The 26,823-nt window shown below is 60.8% G+C and carries 21 protein-coding genes and 1 pseudogene; 19 read left to right on the forward strand and 3 right to left on the reverse strand.

The window, feature by feature from the left end; genetic code table 11:
• Nucleotides 1-15 precede the first annotated feature (15 nt).
• The 4 genes from ACA073_RS01745 to ACA073_RS01760 all read left to right on the forward strand — a co-directional run bounded on the left by ACA073_RS01745 (nucleotide 16) and on the right by ACA073_RS01760 (nucleotide 6,865).
• Nucleotides 16-3,585: a DUF2339 domain-containing protein gene (locus ACA073_RS01745; RefSeq protein WP_497401179.1), complete on the forward strand. Its 3,570-nt coding sequence runs from the start codon at nucleotides 16-18 to the stop codon at nucleotides 3,583-3,585.
• Complete coding sequence (locus ACA073_RS01750; RefSeq protein ID WP_497401181.1) at nucleotides 3,582-4,955, forward strand: DUF3999 domain-containing protein; 1,374 nt, start codon at nucleotides 3,582-3,584, stop codon at nucleotides 4,953-4,955. The genes ACA073_RS01745 and ACA073_RS01750 overlap by 4 nt, the downstream gene beginning before the upstream one ends.
• Nucleotides 4,956-5,247: 292 nt before the next feature.
• Nucleotides 5,248-6,258 (forward strand): class 1 fructose-bisphosphatase, encoded by a 1,011-nt coding sequence (locus tag ACA073_RS01755; RefSeq protein ID WP_007933966.1) that lies wholly within the window; start codon nucleotides 5,248-5,250, stop codon nucleotides 6,256-6,258.
• A 4-nt stretch (nucleotides 6,259-6,262) separates the two neighbouring features.
• Nucleotides 6,263-6,865: a DUF924 family protein gene (locus ACA073_RS01760; RefSeq protein WP_497401183.1), complete on the forward strand. Its 603-nt coding sequence runs from the start codon at nucleotides 6,263-6,265 to the stop codon at nucleotides 6,863-6,865.
• Nucleotides 6,866-6,982: 117 nt separating this feature from the next.
• On the opposite strand, the gene ACA073_RS01765 is transcribed toward ACA073_RS01760, so the two are convergent.
• Together ACA073_RS01765 and ACA073_RS01770 are read right to left on the reverse strand one after the other, a co-directional pair.
• Nucleotides 6,983-7,747 (reverse strand): methyl-accepting chemotaxis protein, encoded by a 765-nt coding sequence (locus ACA073_RS01765; RefSeq protein WP_497403951.1) that lies wholly within the window; start codon nucleotides 7,745-7,747, stop codon nucleotides 6,983-6,985.
• Between the two features lie 93 nt (nucleotides 7,748-7,840).
• Nucleotides 7,841-8,875 (reverse strand): annotated as a pseudogene (locus ACA073_RS01770) (HAMP domain-containing protein); the annotation flags it as partial.
• Between the two features lie 281 nt (nucleotides 8,876-9,156).
• On the opposite strand from ACA073_RS01770, the gene ACA073_RS01775 reads away from it, so the two are divergent.
• Nucleotides 9,157-9,411 carry a hypothetical protein gene (locus ACA073_RS01775; RefSeq protein ID WP_497401185.1) on the forward strand — a complete coding sequence of 85 codons (255 nt, stop codon included), beginning with the start codon at nucleotides 9,157-9,159 and terminating at the stop codon, nucleotides 9,409-9,411.
• A 31-nt stretch (nucleotides 9,412-9,442) separates the two neighbouring features.
• Nucleotides 9,443-10,012, forward strand: coding sequence for a lipocalin family protein (locus ACA073_RS01780; RefSeq protein ID WP_497401187.1), 570 nt, complete (start codon nucleotides 9,443-9,445; stop codon nucleotides 10,010-10,012).
• Between the two features lie 121 nt (nucleotides 10,013-10,133).
• On the opposite strand, the gene ACA073_RS01785 is transcribed toward ACA073_RS01780, so the two are convergent.
• On the reverse strand, nucleotides 10,134-11,498 hold the full coding sequence (locus ACA073_RS01785; protein ID WP_497401189.1) for a formimidoylglutamate deiminase: 1,365 nt from the start codon (nucleotides 11,496-11,498) through the stop codon (nucleotides 10,134-10,136).
• A gap of 146 nt (nucleotides 11,499-11,644) precedes the next feature.
• On the opposite strand from ACA073_RS01785, the gene hutC reads away from it, so the two are divergent.
• From hutC to dtd, 13 genes are all read left to right on the forward strand, one after another.
• Nucleotides 11,645-12,355, forward strand: coding sequence for a histidine utilization transcriptional repressor HutC (gene hutC / locus ACA073_RS01790; protein WP_174602685.1), 711 nt, complete (start codon nucleotides 11,645-11,647; stop codon nucleotides 12,353-12,355).
• Between the two features lie 10 nt (nucleotides 12,356-12,365).
• A complete protein-coding gene (locus ACA073_RS01795) occupies nucleotides 12,366-12,938 on the forward strand; it encodes a HutD/Ves family protein (RefSeq protein WP_497401191.1) in 573 nt (190 codons plus the stop codon).
• A gap of 472 nt (nucleotides 12,939-13,410) precedes the next feature.
• Entirely contained in the window at nucleotides 13,411-15,093 is a 1,683-nt protein-coding gene (gene hutU / locus ACA073_RS01800) for a urocanate hydratase (RefSeq protein ID WP_497401193.1), read from the forward strand.
• A 151-nt stretch (nucleotides 15,094-15,244) separates the two neighbouring features.
• Nucleotides 15,245-16,717: a purine-cytosine permease family protein gene (locus tag ACA073_RS01805; RefSeq protein WP_497401195.1), complete on the forward strand. Its 1,473-nt coding sequence runs from the start codon at nucleotides 15,245-15,247 to the stop codon at nucleotides 16,715-16,717.
• A 68-nt stretch (nucleotides 16,718-16,785) separates the two neighbouring features.
• Nucleotides 16,786-17,754 carry an ABC transporter substrate-binding protein gene (locus ACA073_RS01810; protein WP_461952261.1) on the forward strand — a complete coding sequence of 323 codons (969 nt, stop codon included), beginning with the start codon at nucleotides 16,786-16,788 and terminating at the stop codon, nucleotides 17,752-17,754.
• A 70-nt stretch (nucleotides 17,755-17,824) separates the two neighbouring features.
• On the forward strand, nucleotides 17,825-18,676 hold the full coding sequence (locus tag ACA073_RS01815; protein WP_008058061.1) for an ABC transporter permease: 852 nt from the start codon (nucleotides 17,825-17,827) through the stop codon (nucleotides 18,674-18,676).
• Nucleotides 18,673-19,503, forward strand: coding sequence for a quaternary amine ABC transporter ATP-binding protein (locus tag ACA073_RS01820; protein ID WP_497401197.1), 831 nt, complete (start codon nucleotides 18,673-18,675; stop codon nucleotides 19,501-19,503). The genes ACA073_RS01815 and ACA073_RS01820 overlap by 4 nt, the downstream gene beginning before the upstream one ends.
• A 171-nt stretch (nucleotides 19,504-19,674) precedes the next feature.
• A complete protein-coding gene (hutH, locus tag ACA073_RS01825) occupies nucleotides 19,675-21,198 on the forward strand; it encodes a histidine ammonia-lyase (protein ID WP_497401199.1) in 1,524 nt (507 codons plus the stop codon).
• Nucleotides 21,199-21,318: 120 nt separating this feature from the next.
• Nucleotides 21,319-22,851, forward strand: a complete 1,533-nt coding sequence (gene hutH / locus ACA073_RS01830; RefSeq protein WP_497401201.1) for a histidine ammonia-lyase — start codon at nucleotides 21,319-21,321, stop codon at nucleotides 22,849-22,851.
• Nucleotides 22,852-22,949: 98 nt separating this feature from the next.
• Nucleotides 22,950-24,173 (forward strand): imidazolonepropionase, encoded by a 1,224-nt coding sequence (gene hutI / locus ACA073_RS01835; RefSeq protein ID WP_497401202.1) that lies wholly within the window; start codon nucleotides 22,950-22,952, stop codon nucleotides 24,171-24,173.
• Nucleotides 24,166-24,966, forward strand: coding sequence for an N-formylglutamate deformylase (gene hutG / locus ACA073_RS01840; protein ID WP_497401204.1), 801 nt, complete (start codon nucleotides 24,166-24,168; stop codon nucleotides 24,964-24,966). Before hutI ends, hutG begins: the two co-directional genes overlap by 8 nt.
• 230 nt (nucleotides 24,967-25,196) lie before the next feature.
• Nucleotides 25,197-26,168, forward strand: a complete 972-nt coding sequence (pip, locus tag ACA073_RS01845; protein ID WP_497401205.1) for a prolyl aminopeptidase — start codon at nucleotides 25,197-25,199, stop codon at nucleotides 26,166-26,168.
• Nucleotides 26,165-26,602: a D-aminoacyl-tRNA deacylase gene (dtd, locus tag ACA073_RS01850; RefSeq protein ID WP_414879933.1), complete on the forward strand. Its 438-nt coding sequence runs from the start codon at nucleotides 26,165-26,167 to the stop codon at nucleotides 26,600-26,602. The genes pip and dtd overlap by 4 nt, the downstream gene beginning before the upstream one ends.
• Nucleotides 26,603-26,823 lie beyond the last annotated feature (221 nt).

A 26,823-nucleotide genomic window follows, 5' to 3' on the forward strand; every position in this document is an offset into this window, starting at 1 on the left:
TTAGGGATATCGACCATGCAATGGATGTTCATGCTGATTGGGCTGATGCTGGGCTGGATACTCGATGAGTCGTTCAGCGACGCGTTGTTGGGCGCGTTGCTCGGGTTGGGTATCGGCCAGGCCATTCGCATCGGCCGTTTGGGTTCACAGGCGGCTGAGCAGCGCGTTCTGCTGGAGCAGGCGCAAGTGGCGTTGAATGCGGTCCAGCAACGATTGGCTTTGCTGGAGGTGTCTGGCGTCAAGGCGCCTGAAGCCAGCGAGCCGATTGCTGAGGAACCGGTTGTCAGCGAACCTGCCCCCTCGTTCATTCTTGAAGAAATCCCTGTCGCGACCCCGCAGATGGTCTGGGAGCTTCCGCCCGAACCCGAATCGATCACAGCGACGACGCAAGCCAGCCGTCCATTGCCCGACGATGACTGGAAAGCCGAGCCCGCCATCCCGCGCGGCCCGAATTTCATCGAACGCGCCATCAGCGGTGCGCGCAACTGGCTGTTCGGTGGCAACACCGTGCTGCGAGTCGGTGTGGTGCTGCTGTTTCTCGGTCTGGCGTTTTTGCTGCGTTATGCCACCGAAGGCATGGTGGTGCCGATCGAACTGCGTTATGCCGGGGTTGCGGCGGCTGCGCTGGGCCTGCTCGGTTTGGGCTGGTGGCTGCGCCATCGCAACAACCACTATGCGTTGATGCTGCAAGGCACCGGGATTGCCGTGTTGTACCTGACGGTATTTGCGGCGATGCGTTTGCATCCACTGCTTGATCCGACGGCAGCGCTGGGCCTGCTGGTGGCGGTGACGGTGTTCTCGGCCATTCTGGCTATCACTCAAGATTCGCTGGCACTGGCCTGCGCTGCTGCGTTGGGCGGTTTCGCTGCGCCGATCCTGACGTCCACTGGCGCCGGCAACCACGTCGCACTGTTCAGCTACTTCGCCTTGCTCAACGCCGGCATCCTCGCCATCGCCTGGTTCAAGGCCTGGCGGCTGCTCAACCTGATCGGCTTTGTCGGCACCTTCGGTATCGGTTTCGCCTGGGGCCTGCGCTCCTACACGCCGGAATTGCTGTGGAGCACCGAACCGTTCCTTGTTCTTTTTTTCCTGATGTACCTGGCCATCGGCCTGCTGTTCGCCCGACGCAAGTTGCTGGAAATGAGCGACGCGCCCGAGGACGATAGCCGTGATGCCTTGTTGCGTTGGTCGGCACGCAAAGGCGATTACGTCGACGGCACGATGCTGTTCGGCCCGCCGCTGGTGGGCTTCGGTTTGCAGTTCGCGCTGGTCCAGCACCTGGAATTTGCTGCCGCGTTCAGTGCCCTCGCGCTGGGCATGATCTACATGGGCCTGGCGCGTCTGCTGATGGGCGGACGGGCGCTGCTGTTGGCGGAAACCTGTCTGGCACTGGGCGTGATCTTCGCCAGCCTGGCAATTCCATTGGGCCTTGATGCGCGTTGGACAGCGGCTGCGTGGGCCGTGGAAGGCGCCGGGATTTTCTGGCTCGGTCTGCGTCAGCAACGACCACTGGCCCGCGCCTTTGCCTTGCTGCTGCAACTCGGGTCGGCGCTGGCGTTTCTCGGCGAGCTGCGGATCGGCGAAACCAGCCTGCTCGACGGCGCACCGCTGGGCGCGTTGATGCTCGGTGTGGCGTTGCTGTTCAGCTTCTACCAGTTGCGCAACGCCTTGCCCGAGCAGGCGTCGAAGTGGGAGCGCAAAGGTCTGCCGGTGTTGGCGTGCCTCGGCCTGACCTTTCTCTATCTGCTGGCGCCGCTGTTCTTCTTTACCCACGGCACCGCGATCAGTTGGGCGCTGGCCGGTCTGGCGACGCTGTTTGTCGGCCTGCGCCTGCAATCGCGGACTTTCCTGTTTACCGCGTTTGCCGTGCAGTTGCTGGGTGGCGCGTTGTTCCTGTTGCGGCTGCAAGGTTCGAGCGGTGAGTCCGGCGCGGTGTTCAGCGCGGGTTGGAGCGGCTTGTTGAGCGCGTCCCTGATCAGTCTGGCGTTGATCGCCGGCATGCTGCTGGCCGCGCGGGACGAGATGGTGCGTAGCGACGTTCGGCTGTTGCGCGGTTTGTCGGTGGTGTTGCTCGCCGGTCTGGTGCTGATCAATCTGGCGGTGCTGTTCGTGCTGCCGTGGCAAACCGCGAGCGCGGTGTGGGCGGCCAGTGGTTTGTTCATCATCTGGTTGAGCCTGTATTTGAAGCAGCGCGTGAGTTTTGTTTTCGGACTGCTGCTGCAGGTGATTGGCGGTACGGCGTTCCTGTTCGCCGGGCCGGATCTGCTGGGGCCGCTGGCCAGCGAAGGGTTGAAGCCGTTGGCGCACAGCGGTTTCTGGACGCCATTGGTGTTGGGACTGGCGGCGTTGGTCGGCGCCTGGCGCTTGCAGCTCGGCAATCATGCATCGGCGTTTGATGTACTGAGCTTGCAGCGTTTGTCCGAAGTGCTGCTGGTATGGGGCGCCGGTTGGTGGGCGCTGGCGTGGGTCAGCGAAGTGCTGCGTTTTGCATCGGTGAATGTTCAAGCGACCTTGTTGCTGGCGGTCGCGGCGGTGAGTGTGGCGTTGTGGGCCGTGTTGGCGTTGCGCCTGAAATGGCCGTCGTTGGGCTTGCTTTGCACCTTGCTGATTCCTGCTGCGGGTGTGGTGTTGCTTGCAGCCTGGCACTCGCGTTATCACCCGGCGGCCGATTTCGGCTGGCTGGCTTGGGCGGCGGTGTTCGTCGTGCATTTCATCTCGCTGCGCAGTCTGGCACCGATGCTGCCGGCGCGCTCCCTGAGCAGCGCTCATGTGCTCGGTTGCTGGCTGTTGATCGGGGTGCTGGCGCTGGAGCTGCGCTACGGTTTGCTGCTGCTTTCCGAGCAGTACAACGCCTGGCGCTGGTTGGGTTGGGCGATTCTGCCGAGTCTGTATCTGGTGCTGATGGCTGCACCGCGCACTTGGCCGTGGCCGGTGTCGGCTTACTCACGCGAATACCGTTTGTACGCGGCGGCGCCGCTGGCGTTGTTAATGCTCGGCTGGTTCTGGCTGGCGAACATCGTCAGCGACGGCACTGCCGAACCGTTGCCATACGTGCCGCTGATCAATCCGCTGGAGTTGGGCCTGCTGTTTGCGCTGTTCGGTGTCTACGTCTGGGCTCGCAGCGCGGTGATGCAACTGGCGATCCGCCAGGACACCTTTGATCACGCCACGCAACTGATCGCTGGCGTTTCGTTGTTTGCGTTCTTTACCGCGTTGGTGAACCGCACGGCTCACCATTGGGGTGGCGTACCGTTCGAGCTGGATTTGCTGCTCGCGTCGATGCAGGTGCAGGCCGGTCTGTCGATCGTCTGGACCTTGATGGCCCTGAGTCTGATGATTGGCGGCCATCTGCGGCATCGTCGCGAAGTCTGGCTGATCGGCGCGGCGTTGATCGGCGTGGTGGTCGCGAAACTGTTCTTTGTCGAATTGAGTAACCGCGGCGGGCTGGCGCGGATCGTCTCGTTTATCGGCGTGGGTGTGTTGCTGTTGGTGGTGGGCTATTTCGCCCCGTTGCCGCCCAAGCGCGCGGAGGCTTCGCCGGAAGCCGAAAAACCGGTCCCGCAAACCGAAGGAGTGTCGTCTTGAGTCAGAAGTTGAACCTGGTCTGGTTGGGCGCTGTTGCGTTGGGTGTGGCACTGTCGGCCAGCGCGCAGGAGAAACCTGCGGATTTCGCCACTCAGGTGCCGTTGACCGTGAGTGGCGAAGGCCCGTGGTATCGCCTCGAATTGCCCTTGACCGTGCAATTGAATGCGCGGCAAACCGACCTGAGCGACGTGCGCGTGTTCAACGCTGCGGGCGAGGTTCAGGCCTACGCCCTGGCGCGGGAAACCGCGCAGACCAGCGAAAACCGCACACTGACCGACGTGAAGTGGTTCCCGCTGTACAACTCCGCGGACGCCACCGAACGCGCGCCGAGTGTGCGGGTGCGATCGAGCGCCGATGGCACGCTGGTCGAAGTGCAGCCGTCCAGTCAGCTGGAGGCGGGCGAAGAAGTGCTGCGCGGTTGGTTGCTCGACGCCAGCGGCATCAAGGCGCCGTTACAGCAATTGATCCTCGACTGGACCAGCGAGCGCGACGGCTTTCAGCGTTTCAGCATCGAAGCCAGCGACGATTTGCAGCATTGGCAGTCGTGGGGTGACGGGCAGGTGGCGCGGCTGACGTTTGCCGACGAGCGGGTCGAGCAGCATGAAGTCGGCTTGCCGGGACACTCGGCGCGCTATTTGCGCCTGCTGTGGAGCACACCGCAATCGGCGCCGACGCTGACCTCGGCGCAACTGGAAAGCGCCAGCACGCGCAGCCTGCCGCTGCCGTTGGTCTGGTCGCAACCGTTGGCCGGCAGCAGCGTGAAGGCCGGTGAATACACCTGGCAGTTGCCGATGGGGTTGAATGTCGAGCGCTTGCAGGTCGAGCTGAATCAGCCGAACAGCCTGGCGCCGGTGACCTTGTCCGGTCGTCGCGAAAGCAGCCTGCCGTGGCAGCCGCTGAGCAGTGGTTTGCTGTATCGCCTGACCCAGAGTGGTCAGGACGTGGTGCAAAACGAATTGCAGCTACCGGGACAGACCGTGCAGCAGCTTAAGCTAAGGGTGGACGAGCGGGGCGGTGGTTTGGGCGCCGAAGCGCCGATGGTGCGTTTTGCTGTGCGTTCGACGCAATTGGTGTTCCTGGCGCGTGGTGCCGGGCCTTATACGCTGGTGTTGGGCAGTGCGACGGTGAAGGCGGCGAACCTGCCGTTGTCGACGCTGATCCCGGATTACAGCGCGGCGAAATGGGCGGCGTTGGGCAGGGCGACGGTGGATACCGGGGGGGTGGTGACACCGGCTTCAACGGCGGTTGGTTCAGCGACGACGGACACCAACTGGAAGAAATTCGGGTTATGGGCGGTGTTGTTGTTGAGCGTTTTGTTTTTGGCCGCGATGGCGTTCAGTTTGCTGCGTAAACCCCCGGCCAATTCCTGAGAATGGCTGGCGCTACGCGCCCTTCGCGAGCAAGCCCGCTCCCACAGTCGACCGCGTAATTCTGATAAAACGCGGTCACCTGTGGGAGCGGGCTTGCTCGCGAATGCGATCTACAAGCCAGAGAAAGTCCCGAAACTGTCGCGAATGCCCGATCCACATCCGACCCGTTTCGAACTACGCTCAACCCGGCGCATGAACTCTATTGGGTGTTCCACGTCTGATAGGAGGAAATGCGCCCCGACTCGCGTTAAACTGCGCGGGTTTTTAGCCCCCCATTCCACCGGAGCCTTCCATGTCCCGCGTTACCCTGAGTCGCTATTTGATTGAGCAGACCCGTAGCAACAACACTCCTGCCGATCTGCGTTTCCTGATCGAAGTGGTGGCGCGCGCCTGTAAAGAAATCAGCCACGCCGTCTCCAAAGGCGCCCTGGGTGGTGTTCTGGGCAGCATGGGCACCGAAAACGTCCAAGGTGAAGTGCAGAAGAAGCTTGATGTGATGTCCAACGACATCCTGCTCGAAGCCAACGAATGGGGCGGTCACCTGGCCGGCATGGCATCCGAAGAAATGGACAATGCCTACCAGATCCCGGGCAAATACCCGAAAGGCGCGTACCTGCTGGTGTTCGACCCGCTGGACGGTTCGTCGAACATCGACATCAACGCGCCGGTCGGTACGATCTTCTCGGTGCTGCGTTGCCCGAACGAATACCTGACCCAGAACGAGCCTTTGAACGAAAAGGCCTTCCTGCAGCCAGGCACTCAGCAGGTTGCCGCCGGTTACGCGATTTACGGTCCACAGACCATGCTGGTGCTGACCCTGGGCAATGGCGTCAAAGGCTTCACCCTGGATCGTGAAATGGGCAGCTTCGTACTGACCCATGAAGACATCACGATCCCGGAGTCCACGCAGGAGTTCGCGATCAACGCGTCCAACAAGCGTCACTGGGAAGCGCCGGTACAACGTTACGTCGACGAATTGCTGGCTGGCGATGAAGGCCCGCTGAAGAAGAACTACAACATGCGCTGGGTCGCGGCGATGGTTGCCGACGTGCACCGCATCCTGACCCGTGGCGGTCTGTTCATGTACCCACGCGACAGCCGCGAGCCATCCAAGCCGGGCAAACTGCGCCTGATGTACGAAGCCAACCCGATGTCGTTCCTGGTTGAACAGGCAGGCGGCGCCTCCACCGATGGCCATCAGCGCATCCTCGACATTCAGCCTGAAGGCCTGCACCAGCGCGTAGCGGTGTTCCTCGGCTCGAAAGAAGAAGTCGCACGCGTCACGGCTTACCATAAGGAATAAACCCATGACCGCGCCCTGGCAGCCGTTGCTCGAATGGTGGTTTGGAAATTCCGAATCACCGAACGAAGTAGCGGCTGAGAAGGGCAAGTTATGGTTCGGCAAGCACGACAGCCAGGACCTCGAAGCGCAGACGCGTTTCGGGGACTGGGTCGAGCAGGCACTGGCCGGCGGATTGACCGAGTGGGCGCAACGCCCCGACGGTTGGCTGGCCCTGGTGCTGCTGCTCGATCAACTCCCGCGAATGATCTTTCGCGACACTCCCAAATCCTTTGCAGGCGATCTCAGGGCTCAGGCACTGGTGGCGCAAGGCATTGCTGCGGATTTCGATCGGCAATTGCAGCCGATTCAGCGGGTGTTTATCTACCTGGTGTTCGAGCATTGCGAGAATCTGGCGGTGCAGAATGAAGCTGTCTCGCGCTATATCGATCTTGTGGCACAGCAGCCTGAGGCCGACCGGAAACTCTTTACCGACTACCTGAGCTATGCCGAGAAGCATCAGCAGGTGATTGCGCGGTTTGGACGGTTTCCGCATCGCAATGCGGTGTTGGGAAGGGAGTCTACGGATGAGGAGTTGGTGTTTCTTGCGGGGCCTGGGTCGCGGTTCTAAATCTTTATCGCGGCTGATGCCGCCTTCGCGAGCAAGCCCGCTCCCACAGTGGATCTGCGTAACGCTGGAGATCCACTGTGGGAGCGGGCTTGCTCGCGAAGGGGCCCGAGAGATTACTTAAATCCTGAAGCTACCGACCAGATGCTTCAACCGCGCCGCCTGCTGTTCAAGGTCAGAACACGCACGCAACGTCGCCTGCAGGTTCTCCACCCCTTCCTGGTTCAGCGTGTTGATCTCGGTGATGTCGACGTTGATCGACTCCACCACAGCCGTTTGCTCTTCGGTAGCCGTCGCCACGGACTGGTTCATCCCGTCGATCTCGCCGATCCGCAGGGTCACGCTGCCCAATCGTTCGCCGGCCTGGTTGGCGATGCCGACGCTGCTTTCGCTCTGACGCTGGCTGTCGGTCATGGTGCTGACGGCTTCGCGTGCGCCGACTTGCAGCTCTTCAATCATCTTCTGCACTTGTTGCGCCGAATCCTGGGTGCGGTGCGCCAGGTTGCGGACTTCGTCGGCCACCACAGCAAATCCGCGTCCGGCTTCACCGGCACGGGCCGCTTCGATGGCGGCGTTCAACGCCAACAGGTTGGTCTGCTGCGAGATGCTGGTGATCACTTCCAGAATCTGCCCGATGTTTACCGTGTTGCTGTTGAGCGTCTCGATGTTGCCGCAGGAATCGCTGATCTTCGCTGACAGCTGTTGCATTGCTGCGATGGTTTTATCCACCACGAGCTGACCGTCCTCGGCCAATGCGCGCGCGTCGCTCGAGTGCTGCGAGGCGAGGGCGGCGTTCTGGGCGATTTCCTGGGCGGCGGCGCCCAGTTCGTTGATGGCGGCGGCCACGCTGCTGGTGCGTGAGGCTTGCTGATCCGAGTTGAACATCGACGAGTTGGAGGCGGCGACGACGCGCAGTGCGACCTCGTTGACCTGGCCGGTGGCCGAGGACACTTCGCGAATCGAGGTGTGAATACGTTCCACAAAACGGTTGAACGAGGTGCCCAGCGCACCGAATTCGTCATGGCCGTGAATGGTCAGGCGTTTGGTCAGGTCACCTTCGCCTTCGGCGATGTCATGCATGGCGCGGCCCATGGTCAGCAGCGGCTGCATCAGGAAACTGATCAGCATGCCCAGCAACGCGATGATGATCACTACGGCGATGACCATGGCGATGATCGCCGAGGTGCGGAATTCGCTGAGCATCGAGAACGCGGTGTCCTGATCCAGCACCAGCGCAACGTACCAGTTTGCCGACGGCACGCCGTTGACGCGGGTGAAGGAGATGAACTGGCGCTTGCCGTCGATCTCGACTTCTTTCAGGCCCGGGCTGACTTGCGGGGTGCCGTTCGGGTAGGCGTCGGTCAGATTCTTGAGGACCAGTTTGCTGTCCGGGTGAATCAGGATCTTGCCGTCGGCGCTGACGATAAATGCATGGCCGTGACCGCTGAAGTTCAGCGAGTTGATGATTGCACTGACGCTGGACAGGTCGATGTCTGCACCGGCGACGCCGATCATTTGGCCCTGGCGCTGCACCGGCGTGGCGACGGTGATCACCAGTTTGCCGGAGGATGCGGCAATGTAGGGCTCGGTGACGATGGTCTGTTGGGCGCTGTTCGCCGCCTTGTACCAGCCGCGTGCGCGAGGATCGTAGTCCGCGGCGCGACTGCCGGCCGGTATCGAAAACATCACACCGTCGGTGCCGCCAAAGTAGCTCAGCTGGAAGTTGCTGGTGTAGGCGGGCAAGTCGATGGCGCGCTTGAGGTTTGCCAGGTCACTGCCATCCACCGCTACCTGCTGGGCAAGCGACTGTAGCAACTGCATGCGGCTTTCCAGCCAGGTCTGAATGTTGCTGGTGGTCAGGCTGCCGAGTTCCTGCATCGACGATTCAGTACTGCTGCGCAGGGTCTGGCGCTGGCGGTAGTCGTTGAAGAGGATGAAACAAGCGAATGCGACGGCCACCACGAGGGCGGCTGCCAACAGGATTTTGTGGCTGAATTTCATGTTTCTGGTCATTAAATGAGCTACCGCAAAGGGTCTGGTCTGCAAAGGGGCGCCAATTTGCCACAGGAACGGGCTTTGCGCTGCTTTTATGTCGACTGACTGGCGCCAAAGATTAGGCAACTTTTGCCAAAACCGACGAAATACTCAGCGGCGAAAGAAAGTGGCCGATTTTTCGGCAAAAGGTAGACGAGCGGCCCCATAAATAGGCGTTTGGTCAGGGAACCAGACAGGGGTTTTCTCTTCTAAGCTTCTGCTTGGCAGCCATGCCATTCCCTTCGCCCAGGAGCTACACCATGTCGCTGCGTTCCATCGCCTTGCTTTCGTTCTGCGTAATGTTGGCCGCGTGCGGCAAGATCAATCAGGAAAACTATTCGAAACTGTCGACAGGCATGCCCAAGGCCGAGGTTGAAACCTTGCTGGGCAAACCCTCCGACTGCTCGGGTGCGCTCGGCATGTCCAGTTGCACCTGGGGCGACAAGAACAGCTTTATCAGCGTGCAGTACGCCGGTGACAAAGTGTTGATGTTTTCCGGCCAAGGCCTGAAGTAATCCGGGGCGATACGCCCGCGGGAGAAAAACAATGAAGCGGTTATTGATCCTCCTTTTTGCCGGCCTGGTATTGGCCGGCTGCGCCACTTCTGGCGAAGATCCGTTGGCGCCGAAAACCGTCAACAGCGTCAATCTGAAGAAGTACCAGGGAACCTGGTACGAGTTGGCGCGTCTGCCGATGTATTTCCAGCGCAACTGTGCGCAATCCGAAGCCCATTACACGCTCAAGCCAGACGGTGACGTGCTGGTGCTGAATCGCTGCCTGACGGCGGATTGGAAATGGGAGGAGGCCAAGGGCACGGCTTATCCGCAGGTGCCGGGCAAGGCCGACAAGCTGTGGGTCGAATTCGATACCTGGTTCTCGCGACTGATTCCGGGCGTGGCGAAGGGCGAATACTGGGTGTTGTACGTCAGCGATGACTACAAGACCGCCATCGTCGGCGACCCGAGCCGCCGTTACCTGTGGCTGCTGTCGCGAACCCCGACGGTCAATGGAGTGGTGCGTGAAGAACTGCTGAGCAAGGCGCGTCAGCAGGGGTATGACACGACGCGGCTGATCTGGCGTGCGACGGATACGCAGATGGCCAAGACTTCGAACTGACGGCCACCGAAGATCAAAACTGTGGGAGCGGGCTTGCTCGCGAAAGCGGTCTGTCAGTCAACATCTCTGTTGAATCTGACGGCCCCTTCGCGAGCAAGCCCGCTCCCACATTTTTTTTGTGTCAGCCGAGGAGATCACGCAGGACCTGGGTGATTGCCCGGCTGCTTTCCTCCTCCCCGGCATGACGCCCATCCCGCACAACCCACTGGCCATTGACCAGCACATCCCGCACCTGACGATCGCCACCGGCGAACAACCAACGATTGAGAATCCCGTCCCCAGTGGCTGTCGCCAAGTATGGATCGCTACCGTCCAGCACCAGCCAATCCGCCCGTTTGCCCACTTCCAGCGCACCGATCGGTTGACCCAACGCCTGTGCGCCGCCGTCCAGCGCTGCGTCATACAACGTGCGCCCGACCATCGGCTGATCGGCGCCATATAAGCGATTACGCCGCTGATCGCGCAAACGCTGGCCGTATTCCAGCCAACGCAATTCTTCCACCACGCTCAATGACACATGACTGTCGGAACCGATGCCCATGCGCCCGCCCTGGGCGAGGAAATCCACGGCCGGGAAAATCCCGTCGCCGAGGTTGGCCTCGGTGGTCAGGCACAGGCCGGCGATGGCGCGACTCTTGGCCATCAGCGTGACTTCTTCCGGATTGGCGTGGGTCGCGTGAACCAGGCACCAGCGCTGATCGACTTCGGTGTTTTCGTACAGCCATTGCAGAGGGCGACGGCCGCTCCAGCTCAGGCAGTCATCGACTTCCTTCTGCTGCTCGGCGATGTGAATGTGCACCGGGCACTGCTTGTCGCTGGCCGCCAGCACTTCGTTGATCTGCTGTGGTGTTACCGCGCGCAATGAGTGGAAACACAAACCCAGCGACTGCGCCGGTTGCTGCGCCAGGATCGGCTGCAAGCGCGATTGAAGCTTCAGGTAGTTTTCCGTGCTGTTGATAAAGCGACGCTGGCCGTCGTTCGGGGCCTGGCCACCGAAACCGGAATGGCTGTAGAGCACGGGCAACAGGGTCAAACCAATACCGGCGGAACTGGCCGCCTGGCTGATACGCAGCGCCAGTTCGGCGGGATCTGCGTAGGGCTGGCCGCTCGTGTCGTGGTGCACGTAATGAAATTCCGCAACCGAGGTGTAACCGGCCTTGAGCATTTCGATGTACAGCTGACGGGCGATGACGCCGAGTTGGTCGGGGCTGATTTTTCCGACGAGCCGGTACATCAGATCGCGCCAGGTCCAGAAACTGTCGTTCGGATTACCGGCCACTTCCGCCAACCCGGCCATCGCTCGCTGGAACGCGTGGGAGTGCAGATTCGGCATCCCCGGCAGCAGCGGACCGCTTAGCCGTTCGGCGCCATCTGCCTGGGAATTGGCCTGGATGTGGGTCAAAACGCCGTCGGCGCTGACCTCAAGACGTACATTGTTGGCCCATCCACTAGGCAGCAGCGCGCGTTCGGCAAAGAAGGCGGACATGGTTCAGCACCCCATCGTGTGTTATTTGTATATACATATACAGACGTTTGCCTGCCCGGTAAACTCCGGCAAGCTAGCAACCTCTCTTCAACGAACAAGGATTAACCGTGCCGACTCCGCCCGCAGTCTCTCCGTTGGCCGCACACATGGGCGACAGTCCGGCGCCCTTGTACGCCCGCGTCAAACAGATGATCACCCAGCAAATCGACAGTGGAAACTGGCCGCCGCACTACCGCGTTCCGTCGGAAAGCGAGCTGGTCAGCCAACTCGGTTTCAGCCGCATGACCATCAACCGCGCCCTGCGCGAGATGACCGCCGACGGTCTGTTGGTGCGCATGCAAGGCGTCGGCACATTCGTCGCCGAGCCGAAAAGCCAGTCCGCGCTGTTTGAAGTGCACAACATCGCCGACGAAATCGCCTCCCGTGGTCATCGCCATACGTGCCAGGTGATCACGCTTGAAGAAGAGGCCGCTGGTTCCGAGCGCGCCCTGGCCCTGGATATGCGTGAAGGCCAGAAGGTCTTCCACTCGCTGATCGTGCATTTCGAAAACGACATCCCGGTGCAAATCGAAGACCGTTTCGTCAACGCGCTGGTGGCGCCGGATTACCTCAAGCAAGACTTCACCCTGCAAACGCCTTACGCCTATCTGAACCAGGTCGCGCCGCTGACCGAAGGCGAGCACGTGGTCGAGGCAATTCTGGCCGAGGCCAGCGAGTGCAAGTTGCTGCAGATTGAAAAGGGCGAGCCGTGCCTGCTGATCCGTCGCCGCACCTGGTCCGGCCGTCAGCCGGTGACCGCCGCCCGTTTGATCCACCCCGGTTCCCGTCATCGTCTGGAAGGACGGTTCCATAAATAGAGAGCCATAAATGAGTAGTTTGAAGGTTCTACGCGCGGTCGATTACCCGCGCATGCCGTGGAAAAATGGCGGCGGCAGCACTGAAGAAATCACCCGCGACGCGGGCACCGGTCTTGATGGTTTCGGCTGGCGCCTGTCGATTGCCGATATCAGCGAGTCGGGCGGGTTTTCTACCTTCGCCGGTTACGAACGAATCATCACCGTGTTGCAGGGCGACGGCATGACTTTGTCGGTTGATGGCCAGAACACGCGGCCGTTGTTACCGCTGGACCCGTTTGCCTTCAGCGGCGAAAGCCAGGTGTCCTGCACGTTGATGGGTGGTCCGATTCGCGACTTCAACCTGATTTATGCGCCGCAGCGTTACGACGCGCGTTTGCAGTGGCTGGATGGCGAGCAGCGGTTTTTCAGTTCCGCGAGCACCGTGCTGGTGTTTAGTGTGAGCGAAGCGCTAGAAGTGAAGGTCGGTAACAATGCCCAGCAATTGGGTCGACATGATTGCCTGCAACTTGGCGGTAACGTCGGCCTGCTGGAAGTCGCCAGCAACGGCGCCTGCTGTGTGATCGAACTGACTGCACGCGGTTAACTGCTGAAGAAATCTAATGTGGCGAGGGGATTTATCCCCGTTGGGCTGCGCAGCAGCCCCATTTTTTGGGGCCGCTTCGCGACCCAACGGGGATAAATCCCCTCGCCACAAAAGCAATCACCTTTCCTGTTTCTCAACGCGCACCACTTTGTTACCGAACGCCCCAGCGTGGCGCAAAACCACGTTCAAATAACAAGCTAGCTCCCCTTCTCAAAATCACCCGAAAAATTTCATCTCTCGCAAACCCTTGATCTACAAGCTTTCCACCCCTCTCAGAATTTTTCTTGAATGCCCATCCAACAAGTTGGCCGCTTGATTGCATATGCTTGTATGTACAAGTAAAGACGTATGCGTATGAGTCGACCGAGACTCTCCGCAGCGTCCACTGATTCGCTTGTGGCGCAACGATGCGCACAGGCTGGCTTACCCATCGCCAGGGTTGGTTTGGATTGATCGCTGAGGAGTCTTTTTCGTGACTGACATTAAACCTACTAAGTTTCGTGACGTTGAAATCCGCGCTGCCCGCGGTAACAAGCTGACCGCCAAGAGCTGGCTGACCGAAGCGCCGCTGCGCATGCTGATGAACAACCTCGACCCGGAAGTCGCCGAAAACCCTAAAGAGTTGGTGGTTTACGGTGGTATCGGTCGTGCGGCACGTAACTGGGAATGCTACGACAAGATCGTCGAAAGCCTGACCAACCTGAACGACGACGAGACCCTGCTGGTGCAATCCGGCAAGCCGGTCGGCGTGTTCAAGACCCACAGCAACGCGCCGCGCGTGCTGATCGCCAACTCCAACCTGGTGCCACATTGGGCGAGCTGGGAACACTTCAACGAACTCGACGCCAAAGGCCTGGCCATGTACGGCCAGATGACTGCCGGCAGCTGGATCTACATCGGCAGTCAGGGCATCGTTCAAGGCACCTACGAAACCTTCGTCGAAGCCGGTCGCCAGCACTACAACGATGACCTGAAAGGTCGTTGGGTCCTGACCGCAGGCCTGGGCGGCATGGGCGGCGCTCAACCTCTGGCTGCAACCCTGGCCGGCGCTTGCTCGCTGAACATCGAATGCCAACAGGTCAGCATCGATTTCCGCCTGAACAGCCGTTATGTCGACGAGCAAGCCACCGACCTCGACGACGCGCTGGCCCGCATCGACAAATACACCAAGGAAGGCAAGGCGATTTCCATCGCGCTGCTGGGTAACGCGGCTGAAATTCTGCCGGAACTGGTCAAGCGCGGCGTGCGCCCGGACATGGTCACCGACCAGACCAGCGCCCACGACCCGCTCAACGGTTACCTGCCGGCTGGCTGGACCTGGGAAGAGTATCGCGCTCGCGCCAAGACCGAGCCTGCTACCGTGGTCAAAGCCGCCAAGCAATCCATGGCCGTGCACGTTAAAGCGATGCTGGATTTCCAGAAAATGGGTATCCCGACCTTCGACTACGGCAACAACATCCGTCAGATGGCGCAAGAAGAAGGCGTGGAAAACGCATTCGACTTCCCAGGTTTCGTACCGGCTTACATCCGTCCGCTGTTCTGCCGTGGTATCGGCCCGTTCCGGTGGGCTGCGCTGTCGGGCAACGCTGAAGACATCTACAAAACCGACGCCAAGGTCAAAGAACTGATCCCGGATGACGCACACCTGCACAACTGGCTGGACATGGCGCGCGAGCGCATCAGCTTCCAGGGTCTGCCGGCCCGTATCTGCTGGGTTGGTCTGGGCCTGCGCGCCAAGCTCGGTCTGGCGTTCAACGAAATGGTTCGCAGCGGTGAATTGTCTGCGCCAATCGTGATCGGTCGCGACCACCTGGACTCCGGTTCTGTAGCCAGCCCGAACCGCGAAACCGAATCGATGCAGGACGGTTCCGACGCCGTGTCCGACTGGCCACTGCTCAATGCCCTGCTCAACACCGCGAGCGGCGCGACCTGGGTTTCCCTGCACCACGGCGGCGGCGTCGGCATGGGCTTCTCCCAGCACTCGGGCATGGTAATTGTCTGCGACGGTACTGACGAAGCGGCCGAGCGTATCGCTCGCGTTCTGCACAACGACCCGGCGACCGGTGTCATGCGTCACGCCGACGCGGGTTACCAGATCGCGATCGACTGCGCCAAGGAGCAGGGCCTGAACCTGCCGATGATTACCGGTAAATAACGCAGATTGCTTTACCTGTGGGAGCGGGCTTGCTCGCGAAGAGGCCGGCACATTCAACATCTGTGCTGGCTCACCCCTTTCGCGAGCAAGCCCGCTCCCACAAAAAACAGTTCCACAATGGCTTCCCATAACAATCCACAGAGGTTGAATCATGGCTGTTAACAACGATCGTGCAGGCAGTAAACCGTTGATCGAGAAACGCTCGATCGACTACATCCCGGAAGCGGAGAGACACGGTCGTCTGTTAAGCCAGTTCACCCTGTGGATGGGTGCCAACCTGCAAATCACCGCGATTGTGACGGGTGCGCTGGCGGTGGTGCTCGGTGGTGATGTGTTCTGGTCGTTGATCGGTTTGCTGATCGGGCAACTGCTCGGCGGTGGCGTGATGGCGCTGCATGCCGCGCAAGGGCCCAAGCTTGGCCTGCCGCAGATGATCTCCAGCCGGGTACAGTTCGGCGTTTATGGCGCGGCCATCCCGATCGTGCTGGTCTGTTTGATGTATCTGGGCTTCACCGCCACGGGAACCGTGCTTTCCGGCCAGGCGCTGGGCCAGTTGTTTGGCGTCAGCGACAGCGTCGGTATCCTTATCTTCGCCAGCGTCATCGTGCTGGTCACGGTGCTCGGTTACCGGGTGATCCATTTCATCGGCCGTGTCGCCAGTGTCATTGGTGTGATTGCCTTTGTTTACCTGTTCAGTCGTTTGATGAGTCAGACGGACGTTGGCGCACTGCTGCAAATCCGCCACTTCAGTTGGAGCAGCTTCCTGCTTGCGGTGTCGCTCGCGGCGTCCTGGCAGATCGCCTTCGGTCCTTACGTGGCTGACTATTCTCGCTACCTGCCGAGCAAGACTTCCTCGGTAAAAACCTTTTTCGCCGCTGGCGCGGGTTCGGTGATTGGCGCACAAGTGGCGATGATCCTCGGCGTGTTTGCCGCCGCCTCGGCCAACGGACAATTCGCCGGTCACGAAGTGGCCTATATCGTTGGTTTGGGCGGTACCGGTGCCACCGCTGCGCTGCTGTATTTCAGCATCGCGTTCGGCAAGGTCACCATCTCCACGCTGAACTCCTACGGCAGCTTCATGTGCATTGCCACCATCATCAGCGGTTTCCGTGGTCACTTGCAGGTCACGCGCTTGCAACGTCTGGTCTTCGTGCTGGTCATCGTCGGTGCTGCGACCCTGATCGCGTTGCTCGGTCAGCACTCGTTCCTCGGTGCGTTCAAGTCCTTCATCCTGTTCTTGCTGGCGTTCTTTACGCCATGGAGCGCGATCAACCTGGTGGACTACTACTGCATCACCCGCGAACGCTATGACGTGCCGGCGCTGGCCGATCCGAACGGTCGCTACGGCCGCTGGAACGTGCTCGGTATCAGCGTCTATGTCTTCGGTGTGCTGGTGCAACTGCCGTTCATCTCCACCAAGTTCTATACCGGTCCGCTGGTGGCAGCGCTGGGTGATGTGGATATTTCCTGGATCATCGGTCTGGTGCTTCCCGCAGCCCTGTATTACCTCTGTGCGAAACGATGGCACGGCACCGTACCCGATCAACTGATTCTGCCGGTCGAGCAGGACAGCGATGTACAACCTAAAACAAGCGGGGCCGGTCGCGCTGCGGCGCAGGCCTGATTGGACGTGGACAGGCTGGATGCCTCTTGACTGCCGTAAGCCAATTCATGATTAGGAGCGTCACTACAATGAAATCGAACAAGACCCTGCTGACCACATTGCTTTCCATGGGCCTGCTCGCCAGCGCCGGCGCCACTCAGGCCGCCGGTTGGTGCGAATCGGGTAAACCGGTGAAATTCGCCGGCCTGAACTGGGAAAGCGCCATGTTGCTGACCGACGTGCTGCAAGTCGTGTTGGAGAAAGGCTACGACTGCAAGACCGACAGCCTGCCGGGCAACTCCATCACTATGGAAAACGCCCTGAGCAGCAACGACATTCAAGTGTTTGCCGAAGAGTGGGTCGGCCGCAGCGAAGTCTGGAACAAGGCCGAGAAGGCCGGCAAAGTCGTCGGTGTCGGCGCGCCAGTTGTCGGTGCAGTCGAAGGCTGGTACGTGCCGCGCTACGTGATCGAAGGCGACGCCAAGCGCAAGCTGGAAGCCAAGGCCCCGGACCTGAAAAACATTGCTGACCTGGGCAAGTATGCCGCCGTGTTCAAGGACGCCGAAGAACCCGCCAAGGGCCGTTTCTACAACTGCCCGGCCGGCTGGACCTGTGAGCTGGACAACAGCGAAATGCTGAAAAGCTACGGCCTGGAAAGCAGCTACACCAACTTCCGCCCGGGCACCGGCCCGGCGCTGGATGCCGCGGTGCTGTCGAGCTACAAGCGTGGCGAGCCGATCCTGTTCTACTACTGGTCGCCAACCCCGCTGATGGGCCAGGTGGATCTGGTCAAACTCGAAGAGAAACCGGGCGTGGACAAGCGCGTGACCATCAAGGTCGGCCTGTCCAAGACCTTCCACGAGCAAGCCCCGGAACTGGTGGCCGTGCTGGAAAAGGTCAACCTGCCCATCGACATCCTCAACCAGAACCTCGGGCGCATGGCCAAAGAGCGGATCGAATCGCCAAAACTGGCCAAGATCTTCTTGAAGGAACATCCTGAGGTCTGGCACGCATGGGTGAGCGAAGACGCAGCCAAAAAGATCGACGCGGCCTTGTAGGTTGAGCTTCTCCGACTGCCGTCAGCGGCAGTCGGATGCTTGATCGCAACCCCTTGATTGAGAGTCTCTTATGTTTCCCGAAAGCTTTACCTTTTCCATCGCCGACTGGGTCAACGGTTGGGTCGATTCGCTCGTCACCAACTACGGCGACGTGTTCCGCAGCATCTCCGACACCCTGTTGTGGGCCATCGTCAATCTTGAAGGGCTGCTGCGTGCGGCACCCTGGTGGTTGATGCTGGCGATCGTGGCGGGCGTTGCCTGGCACGCAACCCGTAAGGTCGTGACCACCGCCGTCATCGTCGGTTTGCTGTTCCTGGTCGGCGCAGTCGGCCTCTGGGACAAGCTGATGCAAACGCTCGCGCTGATGATGGTGGCCACGGTCATTTCGGTGCTGATCGGCATCCCGCTGGGCATTCTCTCGGCGCGCAGCAATCGCCTGCGTTCGGTGCTGATGCCGTTGCTGGACATCATGCAGACCATGCCGAGCTTCGTGTACCTGATCCCGGTGCTGATGCTGTTCGGCCTGGGCAAGGTTCCGGCGATTTTCGCCACGGTGATTTACGCGGCGCCACCGCTGATACGCCTGACCGATCTGGGCATTCGCCAGGTTGACGGCGAAGTCATGGAAGCGATCAACGCCTTCGGTGCCAACCGCTGGCAGCAACTGTTCGGCGTGCAACTGCCGCTGGCCCTGCCGAGCATCATGGCCGGGATCAACCAGACCACCATGATGGCGCTGTCGATGGTCGTCATCGCCTCGATGATCGGTGCCCGTGGCCTCGGCGAAGATGTGTTGGTGGGGATTCAGACCCTCAACGTCGGACGTGGCCTCGAAGCCGGTCTGGCGATCGTGATTCTGGCAGTGGTGATCGACCGCATTACACAGGCGTACGGTCGTGCACGGCATGAGGTGAGCAAATGAACAACGCAGCCATCAGCAAGATCGAAGTCAAAAACGTCTTCAAGATTTTCGGCAGCCGTTCCAAGGAAGCGCTGGGCATGGTCGGCCAGGGCAAAACCAAGGATCAGGTGCTGGCCGAAACCGGCTGTGTGGTCGGGGTGAACGACCTGTCCTTGAGCATCGGCAGCGGCGAGATCTTCGTGATCATGGGCCTGTCCGGTTCCGGCAAATCGACCCTGGTGCGCCACTTCAATCGCCTGATCGACCCGACCAGCGGCGCGATCCTGGTGGATGGCGTGGACATCTTGCAATACGACATGGAAGCCCTGCGCGAATTTCGTCGACGCAAGATCAGCATGGTGTTCCAGAGTTTCGGCCTGCTGCCGCACAAGACCGTGGTGGACAACGTCGCCTACGGCCTGAAAGTGCGCGGCGAGACCAAGCAGATGTGTTCCGAGCGTGCGCTGCACTGGATCAACACCGTGGGCCTGAAGGGTTACGAAAACAAATACCCGCATCAGCTCTCGGGCGGCATGCGGCAGCGTGTGGGCCTGGCTCGTGCGTTGGCGGCGGACACCGACATCATCCTGATGGACGAAGCGTTCAGTGCGCTGGATCCGCTGATCCGCGCGGAGATGCAGGACCAGTTGCTGGAGCTGCAAAAGACCCTGCACAAGACCATCGTCTTCATCACCCACGACCTCGACGAGGCTGTGCGCATCGGCAACCGCATTGCGATCCTCAAGGATGGCCGCCTGATTCAGGTCGGCACGCCGCGAGAGATCCTGCATTCGCCGGCGGATGAGTATGTCGACCGGTTCGTACAGCGGCGGGCGGCGGTGGTTTAAAGAGATTTGCGGTGACTGTGCTGGCCTCTTCGCGAGCAAGCCCGCTCCCACATTGGATTGTTGGTGTTTTAGAAATTTGTGTTCGACACAGATCCAATGTGGGAGCGGGCTTGCTCGCGAAGGCGTCGGCAAAGCTGCATCAATACTCAAGTGTTACGCACGAGGTCAAAGATGTCCCAGGCTGAAAAAATCGTAATCGCCGACGCCCCTTTGCGTTGGCAGGATGTGGTCGCAGTCGCCCGCCACGGCGCACAGCTCGAACTGTCGGCCCAGGCCTGGGCGCGGATCGAGAACGCTCAGGCGATCGTCCAGCGCATCGTCACCAGCGGCGAACGCGCTTACGGCGTCAACACCGGTCTGGGCGCGTTGTGCAACGTCTCGCTCAAAGACGAACAACTCAGCCAACTGTCGCGCAACACCTTGCTCAGCCACGCCTGTGGCGTTGGCGCTCCACTGGCCGACGAGCAGACGCGCGCGATCATGTGCGCCGCCATCCTCAACTTCACCCAAGGCAAATCCGGCATTCATCGCCGGGTGGTCGAAGCCTTGCTGGCGCTGCTCAATCGTGGCATCACCCCGCAAGTGCCGTCCCAGGGCTCGGTGGGTTACCTGACCCACATGGCGCACATCGGCATCGCGCTGCTGGGCGTCGGTAATGTCAGCTATCGCGGGCAGATCGTTTCTGCGCAACAGGCCTTGGCCGAAGAAGGTTTGCAGCCGGTTCAACTGGGCGCCAAAGACGGCTTGTGCCTGGTCAACGGCACGCCGTGCATGAGCGGCCTCAGTTGCCTGGCGATTGCCGATGCCACGCGCCTGCTGCAATGGGCCGACGTGATCGGCGCCATGAGCTTCGAGGCCCAGCGCGGCCAGATCGCAGCGTTCGATGCCGAGATCATCGCGCTCAAACCGCACCCGGGCATGCAGCAGGTCGGCATCAATCTGCGGGCGTTGCTCGATGGCAGTGAAGTGATTGCGTCGAGCAAAGGCATCCGCACCCAGGATGCGCTGAGCATCCGTTCGATCCCGCAAGTCCACGGCGCTGCACGGGATCAACTGGCGCACGCCATTCAACAGATTGAAACCGAACTCAACGGCTGCACCGACAACCCGTTGCTGCTGGGCACGCCGGACAATTTCCGCATCATGTCCCAGGCCAACCCGCACGGTCAGTCCGTGGCCATGGCGGCTGATTTGCTGGCCATCGCCATGGCGGAAATCGGTTCCATCGCCGAGCGACGTCTCGACCGTTTGATCAACCCGCATGTCAGCGGTTTGCCGGCGTTCCTGGTGGCCAATCCGGGGGTGAACTCCGGGATGATGATCGTGCAATATGTCGCCGCTTCGCTGTGTGCGGAAAACCGTCAACTGGCGCAACCGGCGGTGCTCGACAACTACGTCACCTCGGGCTTGCAGGAAGACCATCTGAGCATGGGCACCAACGCCGCGTTGAAGCTGCATCGCGCGTTGGAAAACTGCACGCAGATCCTCGCGATCGAGTTCCTGCTGGCGGCTCAGGCTTTTGAGTTCCTCAAAGAGCAACGCTTCGGCGCCGGCACCGATGCCGCGTGGCGTCTGCTGCGTGAGCGTGTTCCGGCCTACGATCAGGACCGCTGGCTGGCGCCGGACATCGCCGCTGCTGCCGGGGTTTTGAAAGATTCGAATTTGCTGCACAAGGCCTTACCGAACCTCAACTGATTCCTCCATCAAACCAGCGTGCCAAGGCGCCACCCCCCCACAAGGCGGGAAGCGACGGACAACGGACATTTCCGGAGCGTCTGGTTAGTTAACAAAAAGACTCTCAAAAGGAGAATAAACGTGACTGCGCTAAATTTGATTCCCGGCCAACTGAGCCTTGCCCAACTGCGTGATATCTATCAGCAACCGGTCAAAATCACCCTCGACAACAGTGCCTCGGCGCAGATCGAAGCCAGCGTTGCCTGCGTGGAACAAATCCTCGCCGAGAACCGCACCGCCTACGGCATCAACACCGGTTTTGGCTTGCTGGCTTCGACCCGCATCGCCAGCGAAGACCTGGAAAACCTGCAGCGCTCGCTGGTCCTGTCCCACGCCGCCGGCGTCGGCCAGCCGATCAGTGACGCGTTGGTGCGTCTGGTCATGGTGCTCAAGGTCAACAGCCTGAGCCGTGGTTTCTCCGGTATTCGCCGCGTGGTCATCGACGCGCTGATCGCCCTGATCAACGCCGAGGTTTACCCGCACATTCCATTGAAAGGTTCGGTCGGTGCCTCCGGCGACCTGGCGCCATTGGCCCACATGTCGCTGGTGCTGCTGGGCGAAGGCAAGGCGCGTTACAAAGGCGAGTGGATGGAAGCCACCGAAGCGCTCAAAGTCGCCGGTCTGACCCCGCTGACCCTGGCCGCGAAAGAAGGCCTGGCGCTGCTCAACGGCACTCAGGTGTCCACCGCTTATGCGCTGCGCGGTCTGTTTGAAGGTGAAGACCTGTTCGCGGGCGCCCTGGCCCTCGGCGGCCTGACCGTCGAAGCGGTGCTGGGTTCGCGCTCGCCGTTCGATGCGCGCATCCACGATGCGCGTGGCCAGAAAGGCCAGATCGACGCCGCTGCCGCTTACCGCGATCTGCTGGGCGAGCGCAGTGAAGTCTCCGATTCGCACGAGAACTGCGAAAAGGTTCAGGACCCGTACTCCCTGCGCTGCCAGCCGCAAGTCATGGGCGCCTGCCTGACCCAGTTCCGTCAGGCCGCCGAAGTGCTCGCTGTCGAAGCCAACGCCGTTTCGGATAACCCCCTGGTATTTGCCGCGGAAGGTGACGTGATCTCCGGCGGTAACTTCCACGCCGAACCTGTCGCGATGGCTGCTGACAACATGGCCTTGGCCATCGCTGAAATCGGCTCGCTGAGCGAACGCCGCATCTCGCTGATGATGGACAAGCACATGTCGCAACTGCCGCCGTTCCTGGTGGCCAATGGCGGCGTGAACTCCGGTTTCATGATCGCTCAAGTGACCGCTGCGGCACTCGCCAGCGAAAACAAGGCGTTGTCCCATCCGCATTCGGTGGACAGCCTGCCGACCTCGGCGAACCAGGAAGACCACGTGTCCATGGCCCCGGCGGCGGGCAAGCGTCTGTGGGAAATGGCCGAGAACACCCGCGGGATTCTCGCGGTGGAATGGTTGGCGGCCGTTCAGGGGCTGGACTTGCGTGATGGTCTGAAGACCTCGCCGAAACTGGAGAAGGCTCGCGGGATTCTGCGTAAAGAAGTGCCGTTCTATGAGAAGGACCGGTTCTTTGCGCCGGATATCAATGCGGCCACGGAACTGTTGGCTTCGCGTTGCCTGAATGAGCTGGTCACGACGAAAATTTTGCCTAGCCTGTGATGGCCTCTTCGCGAGCAAGCCCGCTCCCACAGGGAGTACGCGTTCCACTGTGGGAGCGGGCTTGCTCGCGAATTCTTGAATATTGTGGAGACTAAGGGATGAAAACCCTCTGGCAACACTGCCACGTCGCAACCATGGCGCAAGGCGTCTACTCGGTCATCGAGGATGCGGCCATCGTGACGTCCGGTGCGCGCATTGAGTGGATCGGCCCTCGCGCTGAACTGCCGGCGGGCGAATACCCGACCGTCAACGATTTGAAAGGGGCCTGGGTCACACCGGGCCTGATCGACTGCCACACCCACACGGTGTTCGGCGGTAACCGCAGCGGTGAATTCGAACAGCGCCTGCAAGGCGTCAGCTACGCGGAAATTGCCGCGGCCGGTGGCGGCATCGCCAGCACCGTACGCTCCACTCGCGCGGCCAGCGAAGACGAACTGTTCGCCAGCGCCGCCAAGCGTCTGAAAAGCCTGATGCGCGACGGCGTCACCACGGTCGAAATGAAATCCGGCTACGGCCTGGACCTGGCCAGCGAACGCAAGATCCTGCGAGTGATTCGCCGTCTCGGCGCCGAACTTCCGATCAGCGTGCGCAGCACCTGCCTGGCGGCCCATGCCTTGCCGCCGGAGTATGTGGACCGCGCCGATGACTACATCAATCACATCTGCGCCGAGATGCTCCCCGCGCTCGCCGCCGAAGGCTTGGTGGATGCGGTGGACGCGTTCTGCGAATACCTGGCGTTCTCGCCAGCGCAGGTCGAGCGCGTGTTCATCACCGCACAAGAACTCGGCTTGCCGGTGAAGCTGCACGCCGAGCAACTGTCATCGCTGCACGGTTCGAGTCTGGCGGCGCGTTATCACGCACTGTCGGCCGACCATCTGGAGTTCATGACCGAAGAAGACGCCATCGCCATGGCCGCGTCCGGCACCGTTGCCGTGTTGCTGCCCGGCGCGTTCTACTTCCTGCGTGAAACCCAACTGCCGCCGATGGACGCGCTGCGCAAACACGGCGTGAAAATCGCCATCGCCAGCGACCTCAATCCCGGCACTTCGCCTGCGCTGTCGCTGCGCCTGATGCTGAACATGGCCTGCACCTGTTTCCGCATGACCCCGGAAGAAGCCCTCGCCGGTGCGACGATTCATGCCGCGACTGCGTTGGGCATGGCCGAGACGCACGGCACGCTGGAAGCCGGCAAGGTCGCGGATTTCGTGGCCTGGCAAATCGATCGTCCCGCCGACCTGTCGTACTGGCTGGGCGGTGATCTGGAGAAACGCGTCGTGCGTCACGGCGTTGAAACGAGCGTTCAGGAGAGCAGTTGTGGATAAGGTTCTGAACTTCAAACAAGGCCGCGTGCCGCTGCTGATCAGCATGCCCCACGCCGGCCTGCGCCTGACCCCGGCGGTCGAAGCCGGGTTGATCCCCGACGCGAAAAGCCTGCCGGACACCGACTGGCACATCCCGCAGCTCTACGAATTTGCTGCCGAGCTGGGCGCCAGCACTTTGGCCGCCGAGTACTCGCGGTTTGTCATCGACCTGAATCGACCGTCCGACGACAAGCCTTTGTACGCAGGCGCGACCACCGGCCTGTACCCGGCGACACTGTTCGATGGCATTCCGTTGTTCCGTGAGGGTATGGAGCCCTCGGCAACGGAACGCGCGACCTATCTGGAGCAGGTCTGGACGCCGTATCACAGCACGTTGCAGAACGAGCTGGCGCGATTGAAAGCCGAGTTCGGCTATGCGCTGCTGTTCGATGCGCATTCGATCCGCTCGATCATCCCGCACCTGTTTGACGGCAAACTGCCGGACTTCAACCTCGGCACCTTCAACGGCGCCAGTTGCGACCCACAATTGGCCACTCAGCTGGAAGCGATCTGCGCGCAGCACGGCGACTACAGCCATGTGCTGAACGGTCGTTTCAAGGGCGGCCACATCACCCGGCATTACGGTAACCCGGCGGAAAACATCCACGCCGTGCAACTGGAGTTGGGCCAGTGCACGTACATGGAAGAGTTTGAGCCGTTCCGTTATCGCCCGGACCTGGCGGCGCCCACTCAGGTGGTGCTCAAGGAATTGTTGCATGGGCTGTTGGCTTGGGGCGAAAAGCACTACCGGTGACTGAGCGGGAACGATCATGCCCGGCGCAATCCCTGTAGGAGCGAGCTCGCTCGCGATAAACCCGAGAACTCCTCGGGGTGTCTGAGACAACGCGTTTTCGTTGACGACCATCGCGAGCGAGCTCGCTCCTACAAGTGCATGCTCATTGACGTAATTCGGGTTTATGATGCCGGACGGCAGAATAATAGTAGTCCCCCCAGGGATGACCTCGACCCCTTACGGAGCGCGCAATGCAGACTTTGTACCCGCAGATCAAACCCCACGCCCGGCACGATCTGGCCGTCGATGAAACCCACACCCTGTATGTCGACGAAAGCGGTTCACCGGAAGGTTTGCCGGTGGTGTTCATCCACGGCGGCCCCGGCGCCGGGTGTGATGCACAGAGTCGCTGTTTTTTTGATCCGAACCTGTATCGCATCGTCACCTTCGACCAGCGCGGTTGCGGTCGCTCCACCCCCCACGCCAGCCTGGAAAACAACACCACTTGGGATCTGGTCGCCGACCTTGAGCGGATTCGCCAGCACCTGGGCATCGACAAATGGGTGCTGTTCGGCGGTTCGTGGGGCTCGACCCTGGCGCTGGCCTACGCGCAAACCCACCCGGAGCGTGTGCACGGTCTGATTCTGCGCGGGATTTTTCTCTGCCGTCCGCAGGAAATCGAGTGGTTCTATCAGGCCGGCGCCAGCCGTCTGTTCCCCGATTACTGGCAGGACTACCTCGCGCCGATCCCGCTGGATGAGCGCGAAGACTTGCTCAGCGCTTTCCACAAGCGCCTGACCGGTAACGACCAGATTGCTCAGATGCACGCGGCCAAAGCCTGGTCCACCTGGGAAGGCCGGACGGCGACCTTGCGCCCGAACCCGCTGGTGGTCGATCGTTTCTCCGAGCCACAGCGCGCGTTGTCGATTGCCCGCATTGAATGTCATTACTTCACCAACAATGCGTTCCTGGAGCCGAACCAGCTGATTCGCGACATGGGCAAGATCGCCCATTTGCCGGGCGTGATCGTCCACGGTCGTTATGACGTGATCTGCCCGCTGGATAACGCCTGGGAATTGCATCAGAACTGGCCGAACAGTGAACTGCAGGTCATCCGTGACGCCGGGCATGCCGCTTCCGAGCCGGGCATTACCGATGCACTGGTGCGCGCCGCCGATCAGATGGCCCGGCGCTTGCTCGACCTGTCCCCTGAAGAAGCATGAAGGGCCTGTTGCAACGCGTGCGTGGCGCGCGAGTCGAGGTAGCGGGGGAGGTGGTCGGTGCAGTCGATCAGGGGTTGCTGGTTCTGGTCGCGGTCGAGCCCGAGGATACTCGGGCCAGCGCCGACAAACTTCTGCATAAGCTGCTTAACTATCGTGTATTCAGTGACGCCGAGGGCAAGATGAATCTGTCTTTGGCGGATGTCGGTGGCGGGTTGCTGCTGGTCTCTCAGTTCACCCTGGCCGCCGACACCAGAAGCGGGTTGCGCCCGGGTTTTTCGACCGCTGCCCCTCCAGCGCTGGGCGAGGAGCTTTTCGACTATCTATTAGGGAAAGCGAAACAGGTGCATGGCACTGTGGCATCAGGTAGATTCGGCGCGGATATGCAGGTGCACCTGGTCAATGATGGCCCGGTAACCTTCCTGTTACAGACCTGAAAGCGCTTGAAACAAGTTTTTAAGAGCTTTTTCACTGAAAACAGGGGTTTTTCGTGAGAAATACTTTGTTGCGCCTGATGCGTTGTAACGCGGCCTACTAGATAATCGCGCGCTACGGGGATCAGCGTTCGTTGGTCCGTTTTGACTTAGGTAGAGACTTGTCCTGGACCTGTTGGGGAATCATTTGGCCCCATAGGAGTCGGAACAATGCTCGCCAACTT

This window comes from Pseudomonas sp. LBUM1670, from assembly GCF_059695695.1.